Source organism: Telluria sp. ZT3P25 (genome assembly GCF_059685895.1).
In genome coordinates, this window is the sequence record NZ_JCASIJ010000001.1 from 4029411 (window position 1) to 4055726 (window position 26316).

The window sequence follows — 26316 nt, forward strand, 5'->3', positions numbered from 1 at the left end:
TCATGCCGGGCGCGCCGGGTCATTTCAACAGCGAGTCGCCAGTCAGGCGTTGCTCGCGGTAAGCGCGGCAGGCGTCGCCAAAAGCGCGGAACATCTTCATCGAGTACGGGTTGTGCTGGATGCGCCACTCGGGATGCCATTGCACGGCCAGCGTGAAGCCGGGCGAGGTCGACACGGTGAACGCTTCCACCAGGCCATCTTCGGCCACGGCTTCGACCGACAGGCCCGGCGCCAGTTCATTGACGCCCTGCCCGTGCAGCGAGTTCACGGGAATCTCGGCCGCGCCGAGGATTCCTTCGAGCATGCCGCCGGGCGTGACCGTGACGTTGTGCGCGTCGCCGTATTGCTCATCCATGCCGAGCTCGGCTTTTTCGCGGTGATCGAACTTACCCACGACCGTCTGCACCGCCTGGTGCAGGCTGCCGCCGAGGGCCACGTTCATCTCCTGGAAGCCGCGGCAGATGGCGATGATTGGCACGCCGCGGCGCACCGCTTCGCGGATCAGGGGCAAGGTGGTCTGGTCGCGCGCCGGGTCTTGCGGCAGCGTTCGATCCAGCACTTCTTCCGAGTAGTAGCTGGGATGCACATTGGAGGCCGAGCCGGTCAGCATGATGCCGTCGATCGTGCCGAAGATGGTTTCCAGGTCCAGCGATTCGCCGGACGATGGCAGGATCAGCGAGGCGCAATCGGCGCCCAGGGTGACGGCGTCGACATACTTGTGCTGGGCGGCGTGATACGGATGTTCGCCGAAATCACGCGTGCATGCGGGGACGATTACGATAGGGCGCATGGTGTTGTCCTTCTCTTTGAGGCGCGCGACCACAAGGCAGTCAACGGGTCGGGCGCGGGGGAAATTTCATGTCAAAAGCTTAACTTCATTCGGCTGAGGCAGCCCACACGTTTCCAAAAGTCATCACAATTTCGAGAATTTCAGTATGCAGTAATCGGGCGCGGCGGCACGTTCGTTTGCAAATGGGTCTACCATGACGGCTTGCATCCGCGCTCTGCAGCCGATGCTCGACATGAATTGACGAGGACACTATGCCGAATTTGAAAGACCCTTCCCTGCTGCGCCAGCAAGCCTTTGTTGGCGGCGCCTGGTGTGACGCCGACGACGGCCAGACCATTGCCGTGACCAATCCCGCCAATGGCGAGACCGTGGCCAGCGTGCCGCACATGGGCGCTGCCGAAACGAAGCGCGCCATCGATGCCGCCAACGCGGCCTGGCCGGCGTGGCGCAAACTGCCCGCGAAAGAACGCGCCGCGATCCTGCGCCGTTGGTCCGATTTGATGCTGGAAAATGCCGACGATCTGGCGCTGCTGATGACGCTGGAACAAGGCAAACCGCTGGCTGAGGCCAAGGGCGAAGTCGCCTACGCCGCCTCTTACTTCGAGTGGTTTGGCGAAGAAGCCAAGCGCGTGGCCGGCGAGACGCTGGCTTCGCCATGGCCGGATAAACGCATCGTCGTGACCAAGGAGCCGATTGGCGTGTGCGCCGCGATCACGCCGTGGAACTTCCCGGCTGCGATGATCACCCGCAAGGTCGCGCCGGCGCTGGCCGCCGGTTGCCCGATCGTCTTGAAGCCGGCCGAACTCACGCCGCTGTCAGCGCTGGCGCTGGCCGTGCTGGCTGAGCGCGCCGGTGTGCCATCAGGCGTGTTCAGCGTCGTCATTGGCGACTCGAAAGCCATCGGTGGCGAGATGACGGGCAACCCGCTCGTGCGCAAGCTGAGCTTTACCGGCTCGACCGCCGTGGGGCGCCTGCTGATGGAGCAATGCGCGCCGACGGTCAAGAAGATTTCTCTTGAACTGGGCGGCAATGCGCCGTTCATCGTGTTCGACGATGCCGATCTGGATGCGGCGGTCGAGGGTGCGATCGCCTCGAAATTCCGCAATGCGGGGCAGACCTGCGTCTGCGCCAACCGCCTGTACGTGCAGGATGGCGTGTATGACGAATTCGCGCGCAAGCTCGCCGTGGCGGTGGGCAAACTGAAGGTGGGTGACGGCCGCGAAGAAGGTGTCACGCAAGGCCCGCTGATTGAAGAAAAAGCCGTGCGCAAGATCGAACAGCACATCGAGGATGCGCAGGCCAAGGGCGCCAAGCTGCTCCTGGGCGGCAAACGCCACGCACTGGGGCACAGCTTCTTCGAACCGACGGTGCTGACCGATGTGACGTCCGACATGCTGGTGGCGCGCGAAGAAACCTTCGGCCCGCTGGCGCCGCTGTTCCGCTTCAAGACGGAAGACGACGTGATTGCCATGGCCAACGACACCGAGTTCGGGCTGGCGTCGTACTTCTACGCGCGCGACATCGGCCGCGTCTGGCGTGTGGCCGAGGCGATCGAGAGCGGGATGGTGGGGGTCAATACCGGCATCATCTCGACCGAGGTCGCGCCGTTCGGCGGGGTCAAGCAATCAGGCCTGGGGCGTGAAGGCTCGACCTACGGGATGGATGATTATCTGGTCGTGAAATACATCTGCATGGGCGGCATGTAAGCGGCGCCGGCGATCACGTTTTTTTGTACTCTTTGTACTCGTAGTACTTGCGTGCATCGCCGCGCACCAGCTCGGCCGGGTACTTCGCCCGGTTGAGCACCATCTTTTCTTCGACCGCCGCGACCAGGTCGACGTCGAGCTTGTCGGCCAGCCGCACGAGATACACCAGCACATCGGCCATCTCGTGCCGCACTTCGACCAGCTTATCCGCGCCGAGTTCTTCGGCGCGGCCCGACTGCAGCCACTGGAAATGCTCCAGCAGCTCGGCCGCCTCGACCGTCAAGGCCGCCGCGAGGTTCTTCGGCGTGTGGAACTGATCCCAGTCCCGCTCGTCGACGAACGCGCGCACCAGCGCGCGCAGTCGCATCAAATCACTGTCCACGCCGCTCTTCACGCACGACGCCGTCATCGACGTAGCCATCGAGCACCCGGCGCAGCTTCGGTTCGATCTCTTCGAAGCTGCTGACGGTGATGCCCAGGTCGCGCAGCAGGCCGTCGTGCACGCCGTACACCCAGCTGTGGATGGTCAGCGGCTGGCCACGTTCCCATGCATCGCGCACGATGGTCGTGTGGGCGGTGTTCATGACCTGCTCGGCCACGTTCAGTTCGACCAGGCGGTTGGTGGCGGCGCGGCCGCTCACGTGGCCCAGGTACTTGCCGTGCTTGTCGCGCACGTCGCGCACGTGCCCGAGCCAGTTGTCGGCCAGGCCGACGCGCGCATCGGTCAGCGCCGCGTGCACGCCCGAGCAGCCGTAGTGGCCGCAAATGATGATGTGCTTGACCTTCAGCACGTCGATGGCGAACTGCAGCACGGAGAGGCAATTCAGGTCGGAGTGCACGACGACGTTGGCGATATTGCGGTGAACGAACAGTTCGCCCGGCGCCATGCCCAGCAATTCATTGGCAGGAACGCGGCTGTCCGAGCAGCCGATCCACAGGTATTCCGGCGCCTGCTGTTCCGACAGCGCCTTGAAGAAGTTCGGGTCCTCGGCCACCATCGTGGCGGCCCACGTGCGGTTGCGTTCGAACAGCTCTGCCGCGGTCAATCCCTTGGTCTTGTATTTGTCCATATTGGTTCCTTATGTTTATTACCGTCCCAAAAGGGGCGTTGCCAGGCCTGTTCTGGAGCAGGCTTCAAAGGCGGGTAGGTCTCGAAACAGGGGGAGTATAACCGCGTTGGCGAGCCAACCAAACAGGCAAAAAAAACCGCTGAAGGCATATGCCGTTCAGCGGTAAGTGGACTTACTCGAAGAAGTCCTTGACCTTGTCCATCCAGCCTTTGCTCTGCGGGCTGTGCTTGGCACCGCCCTCGATCGTCAGGCGTTCGAACTCGCGCAGCATGTCCTTCTGCTTGTCGGTCAGCTTGACCGGCGTCTCGACGATCACGTGGCAGAACAGATCGCCCGTGTAGCCCGAACGCACGTTCTTGATGCCCTTGCCCTTGAGGCGGAAGGTCTTGCCGGTCTGGGTGCCTTCAGGCACTGTGAACGACACCTTGCCGGTCAGGGTCGGCACTTCGATTTCGCCGCCCAAAGCCGCTTTCGAGAACGAGATCGGCATTTCGCAGTGCAGGTCGTCGCCTTCGCGCTGGAACACGGTGTGCGGCTTGATGTGGATCTCCACATACAGGTCGCCCGCCGGCCCGCCATTGGTGCCCGGTTCGCCATTGCCCGACGAGCGGATGCGCATGCCGTTGTCGATACCGGCCGGGATCTTCACTTCCAGCGTCTTGTTGCGCTTGATGCGACCGGCGCCGCCGCAGGCCGCGCACGGCTCAGGGATGATCTTGCCGCTGCCATGGCATTTCGGGCAGGTCTGCTGGACGCTGAAGAAGCCCTGCTGCATGCGCACCTGGCCGTGACCTGCGCAAGTAGTACAGGTGACCGGCTGCGTGCCCGGCTTGGCGCCACTGCCGTGGCAGGTGTCGCACTTGTCCCAGCTCGGCACGCGGATCGTCGTGTCGAAGCCGTGAGCGGCCTGTTCCAGCGTGATCTCGAGGTTGTAGCGCAGGTCGGCGCCGCGGTACACCTGCGGGCCGGCGCTGCGCCCACCACGGCCACCGCCAAAGATGTCGCCGAAGATGTCGCCGAACGCATCGCCGAAGCCACCGGCGCCGCCACCCATGCCGCCCATGCCGCTGTTCGGATCGACGCCCGCATGACCATAACGGTCATACGCTTCGCGCTTCTCCGGGTTGGTCAGCATCTCGTAGGCCTCTTTGACCTCCTTGAACTTCTCTTCCGCTTCCTTGTTGTCCGGATTGCGGTCAGGGTGGAACTTCATCGCAAGCTTGCGATAAGACTTCTTGATCTCGTCTTCCGACGCACCCTTTGCGACCCCAAGGATCTCGTAAAAATCACGCTTCGCCATGGTCGGCACCTAAATGAATTCTTTAAACCAAAAAAACCGAGCCGAGTACCTGAAAGGTGTCGGCTCGGCCTGTACGCGAAGGCACAAGGCCTTCGCGCCGGAGACGCTTACTTCGCGTCTTTGACTTCCTTGAAGTCGGCGTCGACAACGTCGTCGTCCTGCTTGCCCGACTGCTCGCCACCGGCTGCACCGGCGCCTGGGCCACCGGCCGCGCCAGCACCACCAGCCTGCTGCGCCTGCATGTCGGCGTACATCTTTTCGCCCAGCTTCTGCGACGCGCTCGACAGAGCTGCCGTCTTGGCATCGATGTCCGCCTTGTCGCCGCTCTTGATCGCGCCTTCGAGGTCGGTGATTGCCGCTTCGATCTGCTCTTTCTCACCGGCTTCCAGCTTGTCGCCGTATTCGGTCAGCGATTTGCGGGTCGAGTGCACCAGGGCGTCGCCCTGGTTGCGCGCTTCCGCCATTTCCTTGACCTTCTTGTCTTCTTCGGCGTTCAGCTCGGCGTCCTTGACCATCTTCTGGATTTCTTCTTCCGTCAGACCCGAGTTCGCCTTGACGGTGATCTTGTTCTCTTTGCCAGTGGCCTTGTCTTTCGCGCCGACGTGCAGAATGCCGTTGGCGTCGATGTCGAAGGTCACTTCGATCTGTGGCGTGCCACGCGATGCTGGCGGGATGCCTTCGAGGTTGAACTCGCCCAGGCCCTTGTTACCGGCCGCGATTTCACGCTCGCCCTGGAACACCTTGATGGTCACGGCCGGCTGGTTGTCGTCGGCAGTGGAGAACACCTGCGAGAACTTGGTCGGGATCGTGGTGTTCTTGTGGATCATCTTGGTCATCACGCCGCCCAGGGTTTCGATACCCAGCGACAGTGGCGTCACGTCCAGCAGCAGCAGATCCTTGCGCTCGCCCGACAGGACCGAGCCCTGGATCGCAGCGCCGACAGCGACGGCTTCGTCCGGGTTGACGTCCTTGCGTGCTTCCTTGCCGAAGAACTCCTTGACCTTCTCCTGCACCTTCGGCATACGGGTCATACCACCGACCAGGATGATGTCGTCGATGTCCGAAACCTTGACGCCGGCATCCTTGATGGCCATGCGGCATGGCTCGATCGTCTTGATGATCAGCTCTTCCACCAGCGACTCGAGCTTGGCGCGGGTCATCTTCAGGTTCAGGTGGACCGGCGCGCCGTTCGCCATGGCGATGTACGGCTCGTTGATTTCGGTCTGCTGCGACGACGACAGTTCGATCTTTGCGCGCTCGGCCGAGGCCTTGATGCGCTGCAGGGCGATCGCGTCTTTCGACAGGTCGAGGCCGTTGATCTTCTTGAACTCGTCGATGATGTAATCGATGATGCGCTGGTCGAAGTCTTCGCCGCCCAGGAACGTGTCGCCATTGGTCGACAGCACTTCGAACTGCTTTTCGCCATCGACGTCAGCGATTTCGATGATCGAGACGTCGAACGTGCCGCCGCCCAGGTCATACACGGCGATCTTGCGGTCGCCCTTGTCGGTCTTGTCCAGGCCGAATGCCAGTGCGGCAGCGGTTGGCTCGTTGATGATGCGCTTGACGTCCAGGCCCGCGATACGGCCGGCATCCTTGGTTGCCTGGCGCTGCGAGTCGTTGAAGTACGCCGGCACGGTAATGACCGCTTCGGTGACTTCTTCGCCCAGGTAGTCCTCGGCGGTCTTCTTCATCTTGCGCAGCACTTCAGCCGAGATCTGCTGGGCAGCCAGTTTCTTGTCGCGCACACCAACCCATGCGTCGCCGTTGTCGGCCTTGACGATGGCATATGGCATCAGCGAGATGTCTTTTTGTACTTCTTTTTCATCGAACTTGCGGCCGATGAGACGCTTGACTGCGAACAGCGTGTTCTTCGGGTTGGTTACAGCCTGGCGCTTGGCCGGCGCGCCGACGAGGATCTCGCCGTCTTCCTGGTAAGCGATGATCGATGGCGTGGTACGCGCACCTTCAGCGTTCTCGATGACTTTTGGCTGACCGTTTTCCATGATGGCCACGCACGAGTTCGTGGTGCCAAGGTCGATACCGATAATTCTGCCCATGATGTATTCCTTTTTATATGCTGAGTTTCTGATGGATTCAATATTGGGAAAAACGGCGTGCTTTCAAGAGCATTACGCGGCACGCGGCCATTCTTATTTTGGTGCTGCTGCCGTCACGATGGCTGGCCGCAGCAGGCGGTCGGCGATCATGTAACCCTTTTGCAGCACGGTGACCACGGTATTGGCTTCCTGCTCCGCCGGCACCACGGCAACGGCCTGGTGCTTGTTCGGATCCAGCTTGTCGCCCACTTGCGGCAGCACCTCGACCAGGCGGTTCTTTTCGAACGCGCTGGTGAGCTGCTTGAGCGTCATTTCGACGCCTTCCTTGATCGACTCGACCGTCGGCGCTTCGACCTTCAGTGCCATCTCCAGGCTGTCGCGCACCGGCACCATGGCCTCGGCGAAGCTTTCGATCGCAAATTTGTGGGCCTTGCTGACGTCTTCCTGGGCGCGGCGGCGGATGTTTTCCGCGTCGGCCTTGGCGCGCATGAAGGCGTCGTGCATCTCGGCCAGTTTGGCTTCGGTGGCGCTCAGTTGTTCTTCGAGGCCCGGCGTACCCGCCTGCGCAGCGCCAGCGGTAGCACCATCGTTGATGTCAGCGCCAGGCGCCTGTACATCCTGCTCGTTGCTCATTTCTTTGTTTTCTTGGTCTTGCATCGGAAAAACTCCTGGAATCAAGGACTTGGCTGATTTAAAAACGTATCCTGATTGATACACAGCGCACCAGATGGGGCGATCTCCTACAATTTCAAGGGGAATTGCAGGAAAGCCATCTGAAATTCAGGCAAATGCGGCCCTGCAGCGCCAACAACCCGCTATTTTAGCAGGTTGTCAACAGGCAAGTCGGTATGGACTAGTTGGGAGCGCCGAGACTCTTGGCGCGCGCGGCGCCTCGTTCGGCATCGATGCGGCGCGCTTCGCGCTGGGCCGGCGTCAGGATCGTCGGCCAGCCGATCAGGTGCTGCTCGGCGATTTCGGCCAGGCCTTGAATCCAGGCCGGCGACGCGTTCAGGCACGGGATGTAATGAAACTCCTTGCCACCGGCCGCTTCGAAATCGTGGCGCACTTCCATCGAGATTTCTTCCAGCGTTTCCAGGCAGTCGCTGGTAAAGCCCGGACAGATCATGTCGATGCGCTCGAGGCCATCGCGCGCCAGTTGCGCGACGGTGGGCGCGGTGTACGGCTGCAGCCACTCGGCCTTGCCGAAGCGCGACTGGAACGTGACCATGTATTCGTCCTGCGACAGGTCGAGCGCGGTGGCCAGGAGGCGCGCGGTTTTATAGCACTCGCAATGGTACTGGTCGCCCAGCAGCAGGGTGCGCTTGGGCACGCCGTGAAAGCTCATCACCAGTTTCTGGCCGCGGCCATGGTTGTCCCAATGCGCCAGCACGTTGTCGCGCAGCGCGTGGATATAGCCTTCGTGGTCGTGGTAGTGCTTCACCAGGCGCAGCTCGGGAATGTTGCGCACCTTCGCGTAGTGCTGGAACACGGCATCCCAGATCGAAGCGGTGGTGGTGCCGGAATATTGCGGGTAGGCGGGCAGCACGACGATGCGATCGACACCCTCCTCTTTCAGGCGATCGAGCACCTCGGGCATCGATGGCGAGCCGTAGCGCATCGCCATCGCCACGCTCACGTCTTCGTGGCCGCGTTCGGTCAGCATCGCCTGCAGGCGCGTGGCTTGCAGGGCCGTGTTCACGCGCAGAGGCGAACCGTCGCGGGTCCAGATCGTGCGGTATTTCGCGGCCGACTGGCCCGAGCGGAACGGCAAAATGATCAGGTGCAGGATGCACCACCAGACCAGGCGCGGCACCTCGACTACGCGCGGGTCGGACAGGAACTGCTTCAGGTAGCTGCGCACCTTGCCGCGCGTGGGCTCATCAGGCGTGCCGAGGTTGACCAGCAACACCGCGCTGCGCGGGATGGTACCGTGGGTGTAAGGCGGTTCAGGGCGAAATGACATGAGGGTGCTTTGAGGACAGGATCTGGCCATTATAAGTCTGACATGTCCTGCCCGCAGGACCCAACAGCGGGTCAGCGCGCTTTGGGTTGCCGGTCCGTGGTGTTCGAACCACGGACCGGCAAGGCTAGCACGAGGTCAGAATCAGAATCAGGTGCTCACGTGCAGGCGCACGTCGATGTTGTTGCGGGTGGCGTTCGAGTACGGGCACACGATGTGGGCCTTGTCGACCAGCTCCTGCAGCTGGGCCTGGTCCATGCCCGGGCCCTTGATGCTCAGGTCGACTTCAATGCCGAAGCCGGTCGGGATCTGACCGATGCCGACGTCGCCCGTGATGGTCAGGTCGGCCGGCAGCGTGACCTTGGCCTGGCCCGCGACAAATTTCAGCGCGCCCAGGAAGCAGGCCGAATAACCAGCGGCAAACAGCTGCTCGGGATTGGTTCCGGCGCCGCCACCTCCGCCCAGTTCCTTCGGCGTGGACAGCGTCACCTCCAGGGCGCCGTCCGAACTTTTCGACGTGCCTTCACGGCCGCCTTGCGACGTGGCTTGTGCGCGATACAGGACTTTTTCGATGCTCATGCGAGTTCCTTCCGGAGTGGTTGATGGGGATGTTTACTGTGCCACAAAACCACCCGGGGCCCGCGCCATGCAAACCATCACGACGCCAGCAATTCCCTCGCATGCTTGCGCGTGGTCTCGGTGATCTCGATGCCGCCCAGCATGCGCGCCACTTCCTCGACCCGCGCGCGCTTGTCGAGCACGTCGATGCGCGAGACCGTGCGGCCGGCATCGGTCGTGCCCTTGGCCACCTGGAAGTGCTGGTTCGCCTGGCTGGCCACCTGCGGCAAGTGCGTCACGCACAGCACCTGGCGTTGCTGGCCCAGGCGCTTGAGCAGGCGCCCCACCACCTCGGCCACGCCGCCGCCGATGCCGGTGTCGACTTCGTCAAAAATCAGCGTCGGCACCGTCGTCGCATTCGATGTGATGACCGAGATCGCCAGCGAGATGCGCGCCAGCTCGCCGCCCGACGCAACCTTGGCCAGTGCGCGCGGCACGACGCCCGCGTGGCCGGCCACCAGAAATTCAATGTGCTCCAGGCCATGCGCGCCCGGCTCGCCGCGGTTCAGGCCGATGGCGAAGCTGCCGCCGCTCATGCTCAACTCCTGCATCGCCGCCGTGACCTGCGTGCCTAGCTCGTGCGCCGCGGCCGCGCGCCGCAGCGACAGGCGTCCGGCCACGTCCATGTACGCCGCCTCGGCCTTTTCTTCCTGCTTGCGCAGGCCATCGATGTCGGTGGCGTCGGCCAGCTGGCGCAGCTTGGTGGCCAGCAGCGCGTGTTCGTCCGGCAGTTCTTCAGGCGTGACGCGGTACTTGCGCGCCGCCGTGTGCAGCGCTTCCATGCGCGCATCGACTTCGCGCAGGCGCGCCGGGTCGAGCTCGACCTTGTCGATATACGTGTTCAGTTCGGACACCGCTTCTTGCAGCTGGATGCGCGCCGGCTCCATGCAGTCGAGCACCGACTGCAGCTGCGTATCGACGTCGACCAGCTTGCCCAGCTTGGCGTTGAGCGCCGACAGTTGCGACAGGATCGGATGGTCGGATTCGGAGATCGCTGCCAGCGCTTCCTGCGCGCCTTCGAGCAGCGTGGCGGCATGTGACAGGCGGCTGTGCTCGTTGCCGATCTCGAGCCACTCGCCGGCCTTCGGCGCCAGCTTGTCGAGCTCGGCCACTTGCCACTCGAGGCGCTCGCGCTCGATCAGCACGTTCTTGGCATCGGCCTCGTATTCTTCGCGCTGGCGCACCAGCGCGCGCCACGTACGCCAGGCTTGCGACACTTCCTGCGCTTCGATGCGCGCGGCCGGATCGCGCACGCCGATCTGGTTGTCGAGCAGCGCGCGCTGGGCGTCGGGCTTGAGCAGGCTCTGGTGCGCGTGCTGACCATGGATGTCGACCAGCAGGTCGCCCAGCTCGCGCAGTTGCGCCGCCGTGGCCGCAACGCCGTTGATATAGCCCTTGGAGCGGCCGGCGTTGTCGATCACGCGGCGCAGCAGCGCCCCGCCCTCGTCGGCGCTGAACTCGTGTTCGGCCAGCCAGACACGCGCCACCTCGGTCGGTGCGAAATCAGCGGTGATGTCGGCTTTGGCAGCGCCTTCGCGCACCATGCTGGCGTCGCCGCGGCCGCCCAGCGCCAGCTGCAGCGCATCGATCAGGATCGACTTGCCGGCGCCGGTTTCGCCGGTGAACACCGAGAAGCCGTTCGAGAATTCCAGTTCGATGGCGTCGACGATGACGAAGTCGCGGATGGTAAGTGTGCGCAGCATGAAAAATCGGGTCTCCGGCGGTTAGGGCGATTCTTTGACGACTCTGTAGCAAATGCGGGCGGCTGCGATGGATAACTTACTTGAGCCTGCCGTCGTTGGTGGGGTACTCGTTCCAGTGCAGTTTCTGGCGCAGCGTGTGGTAATAGCTCCAGTCGAGTGGATGCAGGAACGTGATCGTGTGCGGCGAGCGCGAGATCACGATCTGATCGCCCAGTTGCAGGCTCGTGAAGGTCTGCATGTCGAAGTTCACGCTGATGTCGCGCCCGCTGACCAGTTCAACCACGATCTCGCTCGTGTCGGGCACCACGATCGGCCGGTTCGACAGTGCATGCGGCGCGATCGGCACCAGCACCGTGCCGCCCAGGCTTGGATGCAGCAATGGCCCGCCGGCCGACAGCGCATACGCCGTCGAGCCGGTGGGCGTGGAGACGATCAGGCCGTCCGAGCGCTGGTTGTACATGAATTGACCGTCGACGCTCAGTTTGAGTTCAACCATGCCGGCGCCGGTGCCGCGCGCCACGACCACGTCGTTGACGGCCACGCTGGAAAAGATCAGCACGCCATCGCGCATGACGCGCGCCTCGAGCAGCGTGCGCTCTTCGCGCCGCGCGCGGCCCTGCAGGATGTTGCTCAGTTGGGGCAGCATGTCGTCCAGCGCGATGTCGGTGATGAAGCCCAGGCGCCCCAGATTGATGCCGATGAGGGCGATATCGTATTCGGCCAGCTGGCGCGCAATGCCGAGCATGGTGCCGTCGCCGCCCAGGACGATGCCGATCTGCGCCTGGACGCCGATCTCGGCCACGGTCATCGATTCGAGGTTCTCGAGCGCGAGATTGGCGGCGGTATCGGCCTCGAACACGACACGGTAGCCGGCCCCGGCCAGAAAATCGCGGATGCGGCTGACCGGCTCTTCGACGCCTGGCGTGTTATGCCGCACCACGAGCGCGATGATCTGTTGCGGTTGGGGCGAAGCGGGCATAGCGATCTCGGCAGTAGTAGGTTAACAACACGCTGGAGATTAACCGATAATTCCTGCGGCTGCCATAGCAGCGCTCGGCAAACACTGTACAGATGCACAGTATACCGGTCGCCGCCCCGGTCCCGCAAGTTCAGCCCACCAGTGCCGCGCCCATGGCAACCATCACCGCCAGGATCAGGCTCAGCACATGAAGCAGGCTCAGCACGATCCAGCGCAGACCCGTGGCCAGACGGGCGCCGCCATACACCCTGTGCATCGCCAGCGGCAGATACAACAGCAACCACAGCAACAGCGGCACTTCCAGGAAATCCAGCATCGGTGGCAGCGTCAGCAGCACACTGAACATCAGGAAGGCAAACGCATTGGTGTGCAGCGCAAACAGGAAATGCTCGCCATAGCGCCGCCCCGTGCGCACGTACAGGATGCGCAGATAAAAGGCGAACACTGGCATCAGCGCGAATACCGCATACGGCGTATAGCTGAAGAATGCCCCCTTGAGCGCCACTTCCTGATCGCGCCGCGGCAGGTCAAGGAAGTGCTGGACTTTCTGGCCCAGGGTGGCATTGAACGATCCGGCGCCAGTCACGAGGGGCGCGACGGCGCGATTAAATTCAGTGGCAGGCTCAGGGGCTTTCCTGTCACCGGACACGACGACGGCCGACGGTGGGATCTCTTCGCCGAGATTGATTACTTCCATCCCGCTGAACTTGAACAGCGCAAAAAAGATGATGCTGAAGGTCAGATACAGGCGCAGCGGCTGCAGGTAGCGCGCGCGCCGGCCTTCAATGTATTCGCAGGTGAGAAAGCCCGGCTTGAAGATCAGCCCGCCAAGCGACTTCCACAGCGCGCCTTCCAGCGCCACGTAATGCGCGATGAATTCGTGCAGAAACTCGCGCGCGCTCGGCACGTGCAGATGCGTGGCCTGGCCGCACTGATGGCAATAGTTGCCATCGGTGGCGGCGCGGCAGTTCTTGCAGACCGAGGTGGCGTGCTGCGGCAGGGTATCAGGCGTCACGGTGCATCTTTCGTCAACACGTTCGTGATCCTATCTTAGCCATGTAATTGCAAAAAAGCATCACATTTACAAAGTTCAATTGAGCGACTGTTTTGGGCGTGGGCAGTTAGGATGAGGATGACGAAAATACAAAGGAGATCGCCATGGCGACCAATGCAAAAGACCGCGCCGTGAATACGGACGAACCGATGGGCAACGATGGCGTCAAACGCCAGCCGCACGAACGCGATGAAACGCCGGACGGCCAGGACACCGAGCCGCGCGGCATCATGAAGCAGGCAGCTGCCGACCTCGAACAAGGCCTGATCGACACCGAAGCACGCGGCACCCCGGGCATCTCGGTAGCCGTCGATGCGGCGCCGGGCGCGAGTGGCCAGGCCACCCCGCTGCCGGACCGCCATCGCGACATGCGCGACCACGAGGCCGAACCGGCGCCCGAGGCAAAAGACGACGACACTGACAACACCAACGAAAGGAATTAAGACATGACAATCAAACGCGACGGCAGCGCCGTATGGAGTGGTGACATCAAGGATGGCAAGGGCCAGGTGTCGACCGGCAGCGGCGCACTGAAGGACCAGCCATATGGCTTCAACACCCGCTTTGAAGATGCACCAGGCACCAACCCTGAAGAACTGATCGGTGCGGCGCACGCCGGCTGCTTCACGATGGCGCTGTCGGGCCAGCTCGGTCAGGCTGGCCTGACTGCCGACGAACTGCGCACCAAGGCCACCGTGTCGATGGAAAAAGTCGAAGGCGGCTTCTCGATCACGGCGATCCACCTGGAACTGCGCGCGAAGATCCCGGGCGCGAGCCAGGAAGCCTTCGACAAGGCAGCGACCACGGCCAAGGAAAACTGCCCGGTGTCCAAACTGCTGAACGCCACCATCACGCTCGACGCCAAGCTCGAAAGCTGATAGCGGGATTGGATGCGCATGGGGCCCTGTCCGGCAAGGAAACCGTCAAAGGCATAAAATGACGGTCTTTCCGAACCACATAAGGCACACACGATGCGCATCCTGCATACCATGTTGAGGGTCGGCGACCTGCAACGCTCCATCGACTTCTACACCACCGTGCTAGGCATGAAACTGCTGCGCACGAGCGAGAACGCCGAGTACAAATACAGCCTGGCCTTCCTCGGCTACGGCAGCAATCCCGATCACGCCGAACTCGAGCTGACCTATAACTGGGGCACCGACAGCTACGACATGGGCACGGCCTATGGCCACATCGCCATCTCCACCGCCGACATCTACGCCACTTGCGACCAGGTGCGCGCGGCCGGCGGCAACATCTCGCGCGAGCCAGGCCCGGTCAAGGGCGGCACCACCGTGATCGCCTTCATTACCGATCCGGACGGCTACAAGGTCGAGCTGATCGAACGCGCCGACAACGCCAGCGGTGGCGGCCTGAGCAAGTAAGCCTGCCGCCTGCAGGGATCGCGCGGCGCTGCTACAATCGCCGCGCCTGCATCCTGCAGGCAATCACAACATTACGTCTTCGGGGCGGGGTGCGATTCCCCACCGGCGGTATGACCGGCAACGGTCGAGCCCGCGAGCGCCTGCCCGGCATCATGCCAAGCAGGGTCAGCAGATCTGGTGCGATGCCAGAGCCGACGGTATAGTCCGGATGAAAGAAGATGTGCGCGTTCACGCGCCCAGCCTGCCCTGCCTTGCGTGGGGGCAGACGGGCGTGCGGCTGCGCTTTGCCCTGATGCGTTTTTCGCCCACTTTGCGAGGAGCGTTTCACATGCTGGTTTCTACCCATACCCTGTTCAGTCACGACCTGGAAGGCCGCATCGCCGCGGCGCTGGACGCCATGCGCGCCGGCATTCCGGTCATCCTGCTCGACGATTTCGATCGCGAGAACGAGGCCGACCTGATCGTCGCCGCCGAACACATCACCAGCGACACCATGGCCCTGATGATCCGCGAATGCAGCGGCATCGTCTGCCTGTGCCTGCCGGACGACAAGGTTCGCGCACTTGAACTGCCGCCGATGGCGCCGGATAACGGCAGCCGCTTCGGCACGCCGTTCACGGTGTCGATCGAGGCGCGCCATGGCGTGACCACCGGCGTCTCGGCCGCCGACCGCGTGACCACGATCCGGGCCGCCATCGCGCATGATGCCCGGCCGGACGATGTCGTACGGCCGGGCCACGTGTTCCCGCTGCGCGCCACGCCCGGCGGGGTGCTGGCCCGCGCCGGGCACACTGAAGGTTCGGTCGACCTGGCCCGGCTGGCCGGGCTGCAGCCCGCCGCCGTGCTGTGCGAATTGATGAACGCCGATGGCACGATGATGCGCGGGGAGCAGATCGAGCAGTTCGCGCAGGAGCGCGATTTTCCGATCCTGACAATTGCTGAACTGATTCAGTGGCGCAAGGCGCGGACGCTGTAAAACAAAAAACCCGGTCGCCAATGACATTGGTCGACCGGGTTTGCATGATGCAGTAGAAAAATTACTCTGCCAGCAAACTGTTCACCGGCGTCAGGTCGGTCTCGCGCAGCGAACCCGCCGCCGCTTTCAGGCGCAAGCCATTGACGATCACGTCATAGCGCGCACGCGACAGGTCGGTGCGGGTCTGGTACAGCTGGCGCTGCGCATTGAGCACGTCGATATTGATGCGCACGCCCACCTGGTAACCGAGCTTGTTCGATTCGAGCGCCGACTGGCTCGACACTTCTGCCGCTTCCAGTGCCTTGACCTGCGCCAGGCCGCTGCTCACGCCGAGGAACGACTGGCGCGCCTGCAGCGCTGCATTGCGGCGCGTCGCTTCCAGCTCGTTACGGGCACGGTCTTCCAGCGCGATCGATTCACGCACGCGGCTGGTGACGGCGTAGCCGCTGAAGATCGGCACGCTCCATTGCAGGCCGATCGCATTGTTCTTGGTGTCGCCAGAGCTGCCGGTGCGGCCATTGACGTCACGGCGCGTCGAGCTGGCCACGAGGTCGAGCGTCGGCATGTGGCCGGCGCGGTTGCGCGAGATGTCGCGCGTGGCGATTTCCACCTGGAGCTGACTGACCGTCACGCCATAGTTCTGGTTCTCGGCCGACGACACCCACGGGTCGACCGTGGCCGGCTGCGGCACGGCCAGCGTGGTACCGGGCTTCAGCGCCGCCAGGTTGCCCGGTGCGGTGCCGATGATGGCCTGCAGCGCATTGCGCTTGTTGTCCAGGTCGTTGACGGCGGCGAATTCCTGCGCCAGCACCAGGTCGTACGCGGCTTGCGCTTCGTGCGTGTCGGTGATGGTCTGGGTGCCGACTTCAAAATTGCGCTTGGCCGAGGCCAGTTGCTCGGTGGTCGCGTCCTTCTGGGAGCGGGTCGATTCGAGCTTGTCCTGCGCTGCCAGCACGTCGAAGTAGGCTTGCGCCACGCGCGTGATCAGGTCTTGCTGGGCCTGGGCAAACTGGGCTTCGCCGATGGCTTGCTGCAGCTTGCTTTGCTGGTAGGTTTCCCAGCGATCCCAGCGATACAGCGGCTGCTGCAGCGCCAGCGTGTATTCGTTGGTGCGCAGGTTCGAGCCGCTGCTGTTGATGGTGCCCGGCTGGCCATTCGGCAAGGTGCCGAGCTGACCAACGTTCCATGGATCGAAGTCATTGTCGTTCTTGCTGATCCCACCGCTGATGCCCACGGTCGGGAGCAAGCCTGCACGCCCCTGGATGATGCGCTCGCGGCTCGCCGTCAGCGAAGCACGCGCACTCGCATACGTCGCGTCATTGGCCAGTGCCTGCTGATACACCTGGATCAGGTCGGCGGCACCGGCGTTGAGCGAGAAGCACGCGCTCGCAAGCAGCACGGCGATAAGGGGTTTCTGCATTGCTATCTCCACAGGGGTCATCAAGTTTTGGAATCAGGTCAATACGTCGGCATCGACGGATCGACTTGCAAAGCCCAGGCGTGTATCCCGCCCGTCAAGTTGGTTACATTGTCAAAACCATTGCGCTCGAGGAAGGCAGCAACCTGCATGCTGCGCGCCCCGTGGTGGCAGATGCAGACGACCTCGCGGTCGTCGTCGATCTCGGTCACGCGCACCGGAATCAGGTTCATCGGAATCTGCGTCGAGCCGGCAATCCGGCACGTCTCGAATTCCCAGTTTTCACGCACATCGAGCAGCAGAGGCTGCTCGCGCGCCGGATCGGCCAGCAAGGCAGCCAGTTCGGGAGCAGTAATCTGTTGCATTACGATTCCCTCAGAACGTGAAGCCGGACGGCTTCGATGCGCCCGTCAGCGGCTTGGCGACGGTTTCGAACACGGTGACCGCATCATGCGCGGTGGCCGAGGTGCGGGTGATCAGCTGGCACGTCATCGCTGGCGCGGCGCCGACGATCGCGATCATGCGGCCACCGATTTTCAGTTGCTTGATCAGCGACTCCGGCAGCAGCGGCAGCGCGCCCGAGACCACGATCACGTCGTAGTCGGTGCCGGTGGCCCAGCCCTGCGCGCCATTACCCACTTCGACCGCGACATTGGTGATGCCGGCAGCGTCCAGATTCTGCTTGGCCTGGGCGGCAGTTTCCGGAAGGATTTCAACGCTCGTCACGTGACGCGCCTTGCTCGCCAGCAGCGCTGCCAGGTAGCCCGAACCGGTGCCGATCTGCAGTACGTTGTCGCCCGGCTTGACGGCCGCCTCTTGCGCCATGCGCGCTTCGACCTTCGGGTTGAGCATGGCTTCGCCACCCGGCAGCGGGATTTCGGTGTCGGCAAATGCCAGGTTCTGGTAGGCCTGTGGCACGAATTGTTCACGCTTGACCACGTGCAGCAGGTCGAGGATGTCCTGGTCCAGCACATTCCAAGGACGGATCTGCTGTTCGATCATATTGAAGCGGGCTTGTTCGATATTCATTTCAGTTCTCGGTGGAAAAATAAACAATCCGATATTCTAATCCGTGAACGGTGCTGGAACCTACCTGAATAGGCATCTCGAGGCACATCTTATCGACGCACGCCTTCCCCAGAGGAAAATTGCGACAGTCTGCAGTTTGGAGGGGATGAACGCCAGAAAACCGGTTCTGGCGTGAAGGGCCGTTCAGTGGGCTGCGTGGCCAGCCGGCACGAGGCCATTGAGGGTGATGTCGAGGAAGGCGTCGAGGAAGGCTTCGGGATGCAGGTCGCAGCGCTCGCACGGGGCGATGGTGTGCTTCCAGGTCGAGAGCATCAGCATTGGCGCGATCAGCACCTGAGTGGTCTGGGGGATATCGATTGCGCGAAATTCACCGCGCTGCACGCCGCGTTCGAGCATGCTGGAGATCATGCGCATGCCGCGGCTCATCACTTCGGTCTGGTAAAAGCGCGCCAGCTCGGGGAAATTGTCGGCTTCTGCGAAGATCAGCTTGCTGATACCGGATGCCTTGGTCGCGCCCACGCTATGCCACCACGACAGAATGACGCTGCGCAGCAGATCGGCGCTGTGGCCGTCGAATTCGGCGACCGAGATTTCGGCCTGACCCAGCATCGGAACGATACTCTGGCGCACCACGGCCTTGAACAGGTCTTCCTTGTTGGTGTAATACAGATACAAGGTGCCTTTGGAAACGCCTGCGCGCTTGGCCACATCCTCGAGGCGGGTCGAGGCAAAACCCCGTTCGACGAACAGCTCGACCGCAGCGGAGAGCAACTCCTGCGGACGTGCTTCCTTGCGACGTTCCCAGCGTGGCTTACCGTCTGTTTGGCAGTCCATTTACCCACCCAGAAAATTATCTAAGGAACAACCAATATAGACCCGTCATGTTGCTGTCGTCAAGCGACCGTTGTGCAACCGAAACTATTTCTGTTGGAAGTGCACGAGAAGGAGACAATGCATCATGTCATCCCTGCAGCAGGGTCCGATGTATACTCGCGCTCTGCCACTTGTTGAACGCCATGCTGTCCACTTCCGCCCCCTTCACATGCCGGCCGCAATGCGGCGCCTGCTGCACTGCCCCGTCGATCACCAGCCCGATTCCCGGCATGCCCAATGGCAAGCCGGCAGGCGTGCGTTGCGTGCAACTGGGAGATGACCAACGCTGCCGCATCTTCGGGCAACCCGAGCGGCCGGCCTTTTGCGGCGGGCTGCAACCGTCGCACGAGATGTGTGGCGATACCCGCGCGCAGGCGATGTTCTGGTTGAGTGAGCTGGAACGATTGACGGCGCCCGACGCGGTAGCCGACGCAGTAGCCGACGCGGTGGCTTAAACCGCCGGCTTGCCGCGCGCCTGTTGCACGCGCTGGAACAGCCCGCCAAGGGTCAGGCCGTCGTGCCAGATGTCGCCGAGCAGGACGCCGTAGCGTTCGCGCAGTGCGCGTGCCAGGGGTTCGATGTCGGTGGCGTCGGGCATCCAGCGCGACGGCTTGGCGGCGCGCACGACATTGAGGACGGGGTCATCGGGACGCAGATGCAGGCGGTCGCAATCGCCAAAGGCGCAGGCCGAGCCGAATACGGCGAGGAAATCGCAGATGTCCTTGCGCGATGCGGAAGGGAAAGAACTGCGCCACGCCCGGCCCTGGAAAGGACGGTAGCGCAAGGCATTGGGCAACTGCCAATCATGAAATGCTACCCAGGCCAGCGCAGCAAGAATGAGGACAAGAAAAAGACTCATGGGTCGAGTGTAGCACGCGTTTTTACCCATGACACATCTTTACAGCGAGATTAAAACGACCCCCGATGCCATCCAGAGCGGCATGCCGGAGGATGCCCCCACGCGCAGTACGGTTCAGTTAGCCCTACGGCAGCCGCCCCGCTCATGGTAAGCTTTGCCCCCTCGCATGTACCTCCCACAGTTCACTTCCACAGCATAAAAACACCATGGATATCGTTCTCGCCATTAAGGCAATCATCATGGGCCTGGTCGAGGGTTTCACTGAATTCCTTCCGATTTCGTCGACCGGCCACCTGATCCTGATGGGCAGCCTGCTCGATTTCACCGGCACCAAGGCGACCGTTTTCAAGATTGTCATCCAGGCCGGCGCCATGCTGGCCGTGGTCTGGGAATACCGCGATCGCATCGCAAAGGTATTCGCGGGACTGGGCGGCGATCCCGTCCAGCAGCGCTTTGCACGCAATGTCGTGATCGCCTTCTTCCCTGCCGCCATCGCCGGCGTGCTGTTCAGCGCGGCGATTACCGAAGTGCTGTTCCACCCGATTCCGGTGGCCGTTGCCCTGGTGCTTGGCGGTATCGTCATCCTGTGGGTCGAGCATCGCAACCGCCAGAACCCGAAGCCGGCGCGGGTCGAGACAGTCGACGACATGAGCATGCTCGATGCGCTCAAGGTCGGCTTCGCGCAAGCCTTCGCACTGATCCCCGGCACCAGCCGTTCGGGTTCGACGATCATCGGCGGCATGCTGTTCGGCCTGTCGCGCAAGGCCGCCACCGAATTCTCGTTCTTCCTGGCCATGCCGACGATGCTGGGCGCCACGGTCTACTCGATCGCCAAGGAGCGCGACCTGCTGTCGATGGCCGATGTGCCGCTGTTTAGCCTGGGCTTTTTCTCGGCGTTTATTTCCGCATTCCTGTGCGTGCGCTGGCTTCTGCGTTACATCAGCACACACGACTTCACGATCTTCGCCTGGTACCGTATCGTATTCGGTATCCTGATCCTCGTGACTGCCCAATTCGATCTGCTTACCTGGGCGGACTAAACCTGCAGCATCAGCCGGTCCAACACACAGCTTGAACACTCTGTCCGACATTGAACGTATGAATTCAGACACCGGCGCCGAACCCGGCGCCGACCTCAGCGCGCGTGCGCTTCACGTGCTCGAGACCGTCTTCGGCTACCCCGCCTTTCGCGGCCAGCAGGGCGAGATCGTCGAGCACGTGGCCAGTGGCGGCGACGCGCTGGTGTTGATGCCCACCGGCGGCGGCAAGTCGCTGTGCTACCAGATTCCCGCGCTGCTGCGCGACGGCGTCGGGGTGGTCATCTCGCCGCTGATCGCGCTGATGCAAGACCAGGTCGATGCGCTCGAAGAAGTCGGCGTGCGCGCCGCGTTCCTCAATTCGACCCAGACGTTCGAAGAAGCGATGCGCATCGAACGCCTCGTGCGCACGGGCGAAATCGATCTGGTCTACGTGGCGCCCGAGCGCCTGATGACGCAGCGCTGCCTCGAGCTGTTCGATGCATCCAGGATCTCGCTGTTCGCGATCGACGAAGCGCACTGCGTCTCGCAATGGGGCCACGACTTCCGCCCCGAGTACATCCGCCTGTCGATCCTGCACGAGCGCTTCCCGAACGTGCCGCGCATCGCGCTCACGGCGACGGCCGACCAGCAAACGCGCGCCGAGATCGCGCTGCGCCTGCAACTGGGCGAAGCGCGCCAGTTCGTCTCGTCGTTCGACCGCCCGAACATCCGCTACTCGATCGTCGAGAAAGCCAACGGCCGCAAGCAGCTGCTCGACTTCATCGCCGGCGAGCACTCGGGCGACTCGGGCATCGTCTACTGCCTGTCGCGCAAAAAGGTCGAAGAAACCGCCGACTTCCTCAACGAAAACGGCATCCGCGCCATGGCCTACCACGCCGGCATGGAATACGCGGTACGCGCCAAGAACCAGGCGCGCTTCCTGCGCGAAGAAAACATCGTCATGGTCGCCACCATCGCCTTCGGCATGGGCATCGACAAACCCGATGTGCGCTTCGTGTGCCACCTCGATCTGCCCAAGAGCATCGAGGGCTATTACCAGGAGACCGGCCGCGCCGGCCGTGACGGCGGCCCCGCCAGCGCCTGGATGGCCTATGGCCTGCAAGACGTGGTGCTGCAGCGCCGGATGATCGACGAATCCGAGGCCGACGAAACGTTCAAGCGCGTGCTGTCGATGAAGCTCGACGCCATGCTCGGCCTGTGCGAAACCCTGTCGTGCCGCCGCATGCGCCTGCTAGACTACTTCGGCGAACGCTCCGGTCCGTGCGGCAACTGCGACACCTGCCTGATCCCGCCGGTGAGCTTCGACGGCTCGGTGCCGGTGCAAAAACTTCTGTCCACTATTTACCGGGTCGACCAGCGCTTTGCCGGCGGCCACGTGATCGACGTGCTGCGCGGCGCGACCACCGAACGCATCACGCAGTGGCACCACGACAAGCTCACCGTGTATGGCGTCGGCGCCGACCGCAGCGAGCAGGAGTGGCGCGCCATCCTGCGCCAGGCCATTGCGCTGGGCCTGGTCACAGTCGACCACGACGCCTTCAGTTCGCTCAAGCTCACCGATGCCGCGCGTCCGGTGCTCAAGGGCGAGCAGACGGTGCAGCTGCGCCAGTACCAGAAACCGGTCAAGGCCAAGCGCCCTTCCACGTCACGCTCGACATTCGAGGAAGTGGAGCTGTCGCGCTCCGAGCAAGGCATCTTCGAGCGCCTGCGCTCGTGGCGCATGGGCACCGCGCGCGAGCACGGCGTGCCGGCGTATGTCGTGTTCCAGGATGCGACGCTGCGCGAGATCGCCAAGGTCAAGCCGACCTCGATCGACCAGCTGCGTGGCGTGACCGGCGTGGGCGAGAAAAAGCTCGTGTCGTATGGCGACGCGATCGTCGCCATCATCAACGAGATGCTGTAACGCTGTTCGCGAAACAGGCGTGCCTTATTGACGCCTTATTTGTGCGTTATTTGCGCGTGAAGACCAGATCCCACACACCGTGACCGAGCTTGATGCCGCGGTTCTCGAACTTGGTCAGCGGGCGGTAGGCCGGCTGCGGCGCGTAGTCGTCGGCGGTGTTGGCCAGTTCGGGCTCGGCGCTCAAGACTTCGAGCATCTGCACCGCGTAGTCTTCCCAGTCGGTGGCCAGGTGCAGGTAGCCGCCTGGCGCCAACTTCTGGCACAGCAGCTTGACGAATGCCGGCTGGATCAGGCGGCGCTTGTTGTGGCGCGCCTTGTGCCATGGGTCGGGGAAGAACACGTGCACGCCGTCGAGCGAGCCGTCCACAATCATGTGATTCAGCACCTCGAACACGTCGTGCTGGATCAGGCGCAGGTTGGCGATGTCCTGCTCGCCGATCTGCTTGAGCAGGCTGCCGACGCCCGGCGTGTGCACTTCGACGCCGATAAAGTCTTTCTCGGGCATCAGCTTGGCGATATGGGCAGTGGTGTCGCCCATGCCGAAGCCGATTTCCAGAATCACCGGCGCGGTGCGGCCGAAGGCCTGCGCCACGTCGAGCGGTTCTTTCTTGTACCCGATCAGGAACTTCGGACCCAGTTCATCGAAGGCCCGCGCCTGCGCGGTCGACAGCCGGCCCGCACGCGTGACAAAACTGCGGATGCGGTGTTCGGTGGGATCGTACAGCATGGACCGCGCCGGGCCATTGTTGGGCTTATCAAGAGACATGGGATTCGGGGACGAAGAAAGTGAAGAGGAAAATGCGGCTGTCATTATAGCCGACGCGCGGCGCCGCCCGGATCGGCCATAATCGCGTCTTCACCCAGCTTGCCGGAGTTTGTCCATGCATTCCACGAAACACCCGATCGCCATCGACGAGCATATCGCTGCCGTCAACCTGACCTCGTTCCATTACGGCGCGCCGGGTAGCGGCAAGAAGGTCTATATCCAGGCCTCGCTGCACGCAGACGAGGTGCCGGCCATGCTGGTCGCGCACGTGCTGCGCCAGGAACTCGAGCGCCTCGACGCCGAAGGCCACATCAAGGGCGAAGTGATCCTGGTCCCGGTGGCCAATCCGATCGGGCTGGCGCAGGTGATCCACGGCGCGCCGTTCGGCCGCTACGACCTGGCAACCGGCACCAACTTCAATCGCGCCTACCGCCACGTGGCGCAGGATGTGATGGCGGCCGTCGATGGCCAGCTCGGGCAGGACGCCGCCGCGAACGTCGCACTGATCCGCGAGCATGCACGGCGCTCCGTGGCCAGCTGGGAGCCTGGCAACGCGACCTCGGTGCTCAAGAAAACGCTGCTCACGATGGCGATCGACGCCGACATCATGCTCGACCTGCACTGCGACACCGAGGCGGTGCTGCACATGTACGCCGGCACGCCGCTGGTCGAGGCAGTGCTGCCGCTGGCCGCGCTGATGGAAGCGCGCGTGCTGCTGGTAGCGACGGAATCGGGCGGCGAACCGTTCGACGAAGCGTGTGGCCGCCTGTGGTGGGATCTGGCGCGCCACTATCCCGATGCCGCGATTCCGCCGGCCTGCGTGGCCGTTACCGTCGAACTGCGGGGCGAGAACGACGTCAATTACGATTACGCGCGCAAGGATGCCGATGCGCTGCTGCGGTACCTGGCGCATCAGGGCGTGCTGGATATCCCGGTTGGCGACATGCCCGCCTACGCCTGCGCGCCGACACCGCTCGACGCCGTCGAACCACTGACCGCGCCGCATGCGGGCGTGCTGGTGCTGCGCAAGGAGCTGGGGGACCGGGTCGAAGCGGGCGAGCCGATTGCGGACATCGTCAATCCGGTCAGCGGGCAAGTCACGCCGGTGGCGGCGAGCCGGCCCGGGTTCCTGTTTGCATGCACCGCGCACCGGCATCTGCTGCGCGGGATGCACGTGTGCAAAGTGGCGGGGACGGACTCGTTCAGGATCGGGGATTTGCTGTCGAGTTGAGGTCGCGCGGTATTTTGCTGCTCACGATTCGGGCAACTACAGCTGTCAATGCGAGCGCTGGCAGCAGCCATGCATGGTCGATCTTCAGTTCCATCAGCGTCGCGCCGCTGACGAAGCACCAGAGCATCGGGATCAGCCAGAAGATCGCAGGCGCGCGCCATGCGAGCAGCACGCCCAGCGTGGTGACGACTGTGGGATCGGGGGCGATGCCGAAGACTTCTGCCTGGCGAAAATCACCGCCATCCCGCGCCAGCGACAGCAAGGGATAGGCGAAGATAGCCAGGCCAGTCATGCCAAGCGCCACCCGTTGCGGCGCTGGCGCTGCGTTACTTGGCCTGAATGCGAGCCAGCACAGTAACAGCGCCTGCACAGCAAACGCCGCAGCAAAATACGGCGCTGCCGTGTTGATCTCGGCATAGCGCTCCAGGTGGTACGCCCATCCGACCCAGCCCCAGGCTGCAGCGAGCACCAGCGCCGCTGATCGTTGCAGATGCTGGCGTGGTCGCGCGATGGCGCCGATCACGATCACGCCCGCCACGAGCGCCAGCAAATGCGCTGGCCAGATCGCTGCGTTATAGCTCTCGATAAGCCGGTAGTAGCTGCGGCTTGAAAACATCAAAAAATCGGACAGCGAATACGTCCACCACTCGCTCATGCCAGCCTCTCGACATCCTGGGCGATGCGCTTACGCAGCGCCTCGTCCGGCATACGACCGGTGCCGGCCAGCAGATTTTCGCGTACGTGCGCGACGCTGGACGTGGCCGGAATCGCGCACGTGACAGCCGGATGCGACACGATGAACTTGAGCAGCGCCTGCGCCCACGTCGTGCAGCCGATATCGACCGCCCACCCCGGCAACGGCTTGCCGGCCAGCGCCTGCGTCAGGTCGCCCTGGCGAAACGGCCGGTTGACGATCACGCCGATCTTGCGCTCGCGCGCCAGCGGCAGGATGCGCTGTTCCACCTCGCGATCGAGCGCGTTGTACGAGATCTGCACGAAGTCGATCGGCTGCGACGCCATGATTTTCTCAATCTCGGCATGCCGCCGGCCTTCCGACGTGGTGATGCCGACATAGCGCAGCCGCCCTTCCCGCTTCATCGCCAGCAGCAGCGGCAGGTGCTCTTCCCAAGACAGCAGGTTATGCACCTGCAACAGATCGAAACGCGGCACGTGCCACAACTTGCGCGACGCCTCGACCTGCGCCACGCCACGCGCGCCGCCGCTGACCCAAACCTTGTCGGCAGAGAACAGCCGCGCAGGTTTCAGAGTTTGCACGGCTTCGCCGATCACGTCCTGGGCCGAGCCGTACATGGGCGACGAATCGACCAGCCTGCCGCCACCTGCGAAGAACTGGCGCATTACATCGACCGATTCACGGCGGCCCTGCGGGTCGCGCCCGACGTTGAAGGTAATCCAGCTGCCAAGGCCGATGACGGGGAGTTGTTCACCGCTTGAAGGGATCGGTCGGGTAAGCAACGGGGCGGGTGGTGCAGCAGCGAGCAGCGGTGACAAGGCCAGTCCGCCCGAGGCGGCAATCATGGATGCCAGCAGATGACGGCGTGATGCGGAGGTCGGTGGCATGCAGAGCGCTCCTTGC

General features: G+C 63.1%; 28 protein-coding genes and 1 riboswitch. Of the genes, 9 read left to right on the forward strand and 19 right to left on the reverse strand.

Annotated elements, in window-relative coordinates; all coding sequences use genetic code 11:
- Positions 1-19 precede the first annotated feature (19 nt).
- Positions 20-790, reverse strand: coding sequence for a gamma-glutamyl-gamma-aminobutyrate hydrolase family protein (locus AC56LY_RS17855; RefSeq protein ID WP_499581688.1), 771 nt, complete (start codon positions 788-790; stop codon positions 20-22).
- Between the two features lie 251 nt (positions 791-1041).
- Between AC56LY_RS17855 and gabD the strand changes: the two genes are divergently transcribed.
- Positions 1042-2496, forward strand: a complete 1455-nt coding sequence (gene gabD, locus AC56LY_RS17860; protein WP_499581689.1) for an NADP-dependent succinate-semialdehyde dehydrogenase — start codon at positions 1042-1044, stop codon at positions 2494-2496.
- 13 nt (positions 2497-2509) lie between these two features.
- Here gabD and AC56LY_RS17865 read toward each other — a convergent pair whose 3' ends face one another.
- The 10 genes from AC56LY_RS17865 to AC56LY_RS17910 all read right to left on the reverse strand — a co-directional run bounded on the left by AC56LY_RS17865 (position 2510) and on the right by AC56LY_RS17910 (position 13201).
- Positions 2510-2863, reverse strand: a complete 354-nt coding sequence (locus tag AC56LY_RS17865) for a nucleotide pyrophosphohydrolase (protein ID WP_499561335.1) — start codon at positions 2861-2863, stop codon at positions 2510-2512.
- Positions 2864-2867: 4 nt separating this feature from the next.
- Positions 2868-3566 (reverse strand): carbonate dehydratase, encoded by a 699-nt coding sequence (can, locus tag AC56LY_RS17870; RefSeq protein ID WP_258836003.1) that lies wholly within the window; start codon positions 3564-3566, stop codon positions 2868-2870.
- A 172-nt stretch (positions 3567-3738) separates the two neighbouring features.
- A complete protein-coding gene (gene dnaJ / locus AC56LY_RS17875) occupies positions 3739-4866 on the reverse strand; it encodes a molecular chaperone DnaJ (protein ID WP_183556085.1) in 1128 nt (375 codons plus the stop codon).
- A 107-nt stretch (positions 4867-4973) separates the two neighbouring features.
- Complete coding sequence (dnaK, locus tag AC56LY_RS17880) at positions 4974-6926, reverse strand: molecular chaperone DnaK (RefSeq protein ID WP_183556084.1); 1953 nt, start codon at positions 6924-6926, stop codon at positions 4974-4976.
- A 93-nt stretch (positions 6927-7019) separates the two neighbouring features.
- Positions 7020-7583: a nucleotide exchange factor GrpE gene (grpE, locus tag AC56LY_RS17885; RefSeq protein ID WP_183556083.1), complete on the reverse strand. Its 564-nt coding sequence runs from the start codon at positions 7581-7583 to the stop codon at positions 7020-7022.
- A 196-nt stretch (positions 7584-7779) separates the two neighbouring features.
- The gene (gene hemH / locus AC56LY_RS17890; protein WP_499503936.1) at positions 7780-8889 is read right to left on the reverse strand and encodes a ferrochelatase; all 1110 of its coding nucleotides are present in this window, start codon (positions 8887-8889) and stop codon (positions 7780-7782) included.
- A gap of 147 nt (positions 8890-9036) precedes the next feature.
- On the reverse strand, positions 9037-9465 hold the full coding sequence (locus tag AC56LY_RS17895; protein ID WP_499581692.1) for an organic hydroperoxide resistance protein: 429 nt from the start codon (positions 9463-9465) through the stop codon (positions 9037-9039).
- 77 nt (positions 9466-9542) lie between these two features.
- Positions 9543-11207, reverse strand: coding sequence for a DNA repair protein RecN (recN, locus tag AC56LY_RS17900; RefSeq protein ID WP_499581694.1), 1665 nt, complete (start codon positions 11205-11207; stop codon positions 9543-9545).
- 76 nt (positions 11208-11283) lie between these two features.
- Positions 11284-12186 carry an NAD kinase gene (locus AC56LY_RS17905; protein ID WP_499581696.1) on the reverse strand — a complete coding sequence of 301 codons (903 nt, stop codon included), beginning with the start codon at positions 12184-12186 and terminating at the stop codon, positions 11284-11286.
- 130 nt (positions 12187-12316) lie between these two features.
- On the reverse strand, positions 12317-13201 hold the full coding sequence (locus AC56LY_RS17910; RefSeq protein WP_499581698.1) for a DUF3667 domain-containing protein: 885 nt from the start codon (positions 13199-13201) through the stop codon (positions 12317-12319).
- 143 nt (positions 13202-13344) lie between these two features.
- Here AC56LY_RS17910 and AC56LY_RS17915 point away from each other — a divergent pair, with 143 nt between their 5' ends.
- The 4 genes from AC56LY_RS17915 to ribB all read left to right on the forward strand — a co-directional run bounded on the left by AC56LY_RS17915 (position 13345) and on the right by ribB (position 15601).
- Entirely contained in the window at positions 13345-13683 is a 339-nt protein-coding gene (locus AC56LY_RS17915; RefSeq protein WP_499581700.1) for a hypothetical protein, read from the forward strand.
- A 3-nt stretch (positions 13684-13686) separates the two neighbouring features.
- Positions 13687-14118 carry an OsmC family protein gene (locus tag AC56LY_RS17920; protein ID WP_499581702.1) on the forward strand — a complete coding sequence of 144 codons (432 nt, stop codon included), beginning with the start codon at positions 13687-13689 and terminating at the stop codon, positions 14116-14118.
- Positions 14119-14211: 93 nt separating this feature from the next.
- Positions 14212-14625: a lactoylglutathione lyase gene (gene gloA, locus AC56LY_RS17925; RefSeq protein ID WP_258835858.1), complete on the forward strand. Its 414-nt coding sequence runs from the start codon at positions 14212-14214 to the stop codon at positions 14623-14625.
- Positions 14626-14696: 71 nt separating this feature from the next.
- A riboswitch (FMN riboswitch) is annotated at positions 14697-14849 on the forward strand.
- A gap of 104 nt (positions 14850-14953) precedes the next feature.
- Positions 14954-15601, forward strand: coding sequence for a 3,4-dihydroxy-2-butanone-4-phosphate synthase (ribB, locus tag AC56LY_RS17930; RefSeq protein ID WP_499581704.1), 648 nt, complete (start codon positions 14954-14956; stop codon positions 15599-15601).
- A gap of 61 nt (positions 15602-15662) precedes the next feature.
- Here ribB and AC56LY_RS17935 read toward each other — a convergent pair whose 3' ends face one another.
- From AC56LY_RS17935 to AC56LY_RS17950, 4 genes are all read right to left on the reverse strand, one after another.
- Positions 15663-17021 carry a TolC family outer membrane protein gene (locus tag AC56LY_RS17935; RefSeq protein ID WP_499581706.1) on the reverse strand — a complete coding sequence of 453 codons (1359 nt, stop codon included), beginning with the start codon at positions 17019-17021 and terminating at the stop codon, positions 15663-15665.
- Positions 17022-17059: 38 nt separating this feature from the next.
- Entirely contained in the window at positions 17060-17383 is a 324-nt protein-coding gene (locus AC56LY_RS17940) for a rhodanese-like domain-containing protein (RefSeq protein ID WP_499503944.1), read from the reverse strand.
- Positions 17384-17393: 10 nt separating this feature from the next.
- Entirely contained in the window at positions 17394-18047 is a 654-nt protein-coding gene (locus tag AC56LY_RS17945) for a protein-L-isoaspartate O-methyltransferase family protein (protein ID WP_499581707.1), read from the reverse strand.
- Between the two features lie 183 nt (positions 18048-18230).
- Complete coding sequence (locus AC56LY_RS17950; protein WP_499581709.1) at positions 18231-18881, reverse strand: TetR/AcrR family transcriptional regulator; 651 nt, start codon at positions 18879-18881, stop codon at positions 18231-18233.
- Positions 18882-19063: 182 nt separating this feature from the next.
- Here AC56LY_RS17950 and AC56LY_RS17955 point away from each other — a divergent pair, with 182 nt between their 5' ends.
- Positions 19064-19375, forward strand: a complete 312-nt coding sequence (locus AC56LY_RS17955) for a YkgJ family cysteine cluster protein (RefSeq protein WP_499581711.1) — start codon at positions 19064-19066, stop codon at positions 19373-19375.
- On the opposite strand, the gene AC56LY_RS17960 is transcribed toward AC56LY_RS17955, so the two are convergent.
- Entirely contained in the window at positions 19372-19779 is a 408-nt protein-coding gene (locus AC56LY_RS17960) for a hypothetical protein (RefSeq protein WP_499581713.1), read from the reverse strand. The genes AC56LY_RS17955 and AC56LY_RS17960 overlap by 4 nt on opposite strands.
- Before the next feature lie 206 nt (positions 19780-19985).
- Here AC56LY_RS17960 and AC56LY_RS17965 point away from each other — a divergent pair, with 206 nt between their 5' ends.
- Positions 19986-20819: an undecaprenyl-diphosphate phosphatase gene (locus tag AC56LY_RS17965; RefSeq protein WP_499581715.1), complete on the forward strand. Its 834-nt coding sequence runs from the start codon at positions 19986-19988 to the stop codon at positions 20817-20819.
- Between the two features lie 58 nt (positions 20820-20877).
- Positions 20878-22722 (forward strand): DNA helicase RecQ, encoded by a 1845-nt coding sequence (gene recQ / locus AC56LY_RS17970; RefSeq protein WP_499581717.1) that lies wholly within the window; start codon positions 20878-20880, stop codon positions 22720-22722.
- A gap of 46 nt (positions 22723-22768) precedes the next feature.
- On the opposite strand, the gene trmB is transcribed toward recQ, so the two are convergent.
- Positions 22769-23449, reverse strand: a complete 681-nt coding sequence (trmB, locus tag AC56LY_RS17975; protein WP_499581719.1) for a tRNA (guanosine(46)-N7)-methyltransferase TrmB — start codon at positions 23447-23449, stop codon at positions 22769-22771.
- Between the two features lie 154 nt (positions 23450-23603).
- Here trmB and AC56LY_RS17980 point away from each other — a divergent pair, with 154 nt between their 5' ends.
- A complete protein-coding gene (locus tag AC56LY_RS17980) occupies positions 23604-24719 on the forward strand; it encodes a succinylglutamate desuccinylase/aspartoacylase family protein (RefSeq protein ID WP_499581721.1) in 1116 nt (371 codons plus the stop codon).
- Here AC56LY_RS17980 and AC56LY_RS17985 read toward each other — a convergent pair.
- Together AC56LY_RS17985 and AC56LY_RS17990 are read right to left on the reverse strand one after the other, a co-directional pair.
- Positions 24691-25374: a DUF6064 family protein gene (locus tag AC56LY_RS17985; RefSeq protein ID WP_499581723.1), complete on the reverse strand. Its 684-nt coding sequence runs from the start codon at positions 25372-25374 to the stop codon at positions 24691-24693. The two genes, AC56LY_RS17980 and AC56LY_RS17985, sit on opposite strands and share 29 nt — an antisense overlap.
- Positions 25371-26300: an aldo/keto reductase gene (locus AC56LY_RS17990; protein ID WP_499581725.1), complete on the reverse strand. Its 930-nt coding sequence runs from the start codon at positions 26298-26300 to the stop codon at positions 25371-25373. The genes AC56LY_RS17985 and AC56LY_RS17990 overlap by 4 nt, the downstream gene beginning before the upstream one ends.
- Between the last annotated feature and the right edge of the window lie 16 nt (positions 26301-26316).

Bases quoted from the DNA above. Each gene is read 5' to 3' on its own strand.
- AC56LY_RS17855 (WP_499581688.1), bottom strand. From the start codon at position 790: ATGCGCCCTATCGTAATCGTCCCCGCATGCACGCGTGATTTCGGCGAA.
- gabD (WP_499581689.1), top strand. From the start codon at position 1,042: ATGCCGAATTTGAAAGACCCTTCCCTGCTGCGCCAGCAAGCCTTTGTT.
- AC56LY_RS17865 (WP_499561335.1), bottom strand. From the start codon at position 2,863: ATGCGACTGCGCGCGCTGGTGCGCGCGTTCGTCGACGAGCGGGACTGG.
- can (WP_258836003.1), bottom strand. From the start codon at position 3,566: ATGGACAAATACAAGACCAAGGGATTGACCGCGGCAGAGCTGTTCGAA.
- dnaJ (WP_183556085.1), bottom strand. From the start codon at position 4,866: ATGGCGAAGCGTGATTTTTACGAGATCCTTGGGGTCGCAAAGGGTGCG.
- dnaK (WP_183556084.1), bottom strand. From the start codon at position 6,926: ATGGGCAGAATTATCGGTATCGACCTTGGCACCACGAACTCGTGCGTG.
- grpE (WP_183556083.1), bottom strand. From the start codon at position 7,583: ATGCAAGACCAAGAAAACAAAGAAATGAGCAACGAGCAGGATGTACAG.
- hemH (WP_499503936.1), bottom strand. From the start codon at position 8,889: ATGTCATTTCGCCCTGAACCGCCTTACACCCACGGTACCATCCCGCGC.
- AC56LY_RS17895 (WP_499581692.1), bottom strand. From the start codon at position 9,465: ATGAGCATCGAAAAAGTCCTGTATCGCGCACAAGCCACGTCGCAAGGC.
- recN (WP_499581694.1), bottom strand. From the start codon at position 11,207: ATGCTGCGCACACTTACCATCCGCGACTTCGTCATCGTCGACGCCATC.
- AC56LY_RS17905 (WP_499581696.1), bottom strand. From the start codon at position 12,186: ATGCCCGCTTCGCCCCAACCGCAACAGATCATCGCGCTCGTGGTGCGG.
- AC56LY_RS17915 (WP_499581700.1), top strand. From the start codon at position 13,345: ATGGCGACCAATGCAAAAGACCGCGCCGTGAATACGGACGAACCGATG.
- AC56LY_RS17920 (WP_499581702.1), top strand. From the start codon at position 13,687: ATGACAATCAAACGCGACGGCAGCGCCGTATGGAGTGGTGACATCAAG.
- gloA (WP_258835858.1), top strand. From the start codon at position 14,212: ATGCGCATCCTGCATACCATGTTGAGGGTCGGCGACCTGCAACGCTCC.
- ribB (WP_499581704.1), top strand. From the start codon at position 14,954: ATGCTGGTTTCTACCCATACCCTGTTCAGTCACGACCTGGAAGGCCGC.
- AC56LY_RS17935 (WP_499581706.1), bottom strand. From the start codon at position 17,021: ATGCAGAAACCCCTTATCGCCGTGCTGCTTGCGAGCGCGTGCTTCTCG.
- AC56LY_RS17940 (WP_499503944.1), bottom strand. From the start codon at position 17,383: ATGCAACAGATTACTGCTCCCGAACTGGCTGCCTTGCTGGCCGATCCG.
- AC56LY_RS17945 (WP_499581707.1), bottom strand. From the start codon at position 18,047: ATGAATATCGAACAAGCCCGCTTCAATATGATCGAACAGCAGATCCGT.
- AC56LY_RS17950 (WP_499581709.1), bottom strand. From the start codon at position 18,881: ATGGACTGCCAAACAGACGGTAAGCCACGCTGGGAACGTCGCAAGGAA.
- AC56LY_RS17955 (WP_499581711.1), top strand. From the start codon at position 19,064: ATGCTGTCCACTTCCGCCCCCTTCACATGCCGGCCGCAATGCGGCGCC.
- AC56LY_RS17960 (WP_499581713.1), bottom strand. From the start codon at position 19,779: ATGAGTCTTTTTCTTGTCCTCATTCTTGCTGCGCTGGCCTGGGTAGCA.
- AC56LY_RS17965 (WP_499581715.1), top strand. From the start codon at position 19,986: ATGGATATCGTTCTCGCCATTAAGGCAATCATCATGGGCCTGGTCGAG.
- recQ (WP_499581717.1), top strand. From the start codon at position 20,878: ATGAATTCAGACACCGGCGCCGAACCCGGCGCCGACCTCAGCGCGCGT.
- trmB (WP_499581719.1), bottom strand. From the start codon at position 23,449: ATGCTGTACGATCCCACCGAACACCGCATCCGCAGTTTTGTCACGCGT.
- AC56LY_RS17980 (WP_499581721.1), top strand. From the start codon at position 23,604: ATGCATTCCACGAAACACCCGATCGCCATCGACGAGCATATCGCTGCC.
- AC56LY_RS17985 (WP_499581723.1), bottom strand. From the start codon at position 25,374: ATGAGCGAGTGGTGGACGTATTCGCTGTCCGATTTTTTGATGTTTTCA.
- AC56LY_RS17990 (WP_499581725.1), bottom strand. From the start codon at position 26,300: ATGCCACCGACCTCCGCATCACGCCGTCATCTGCTGGCATCCATGATT.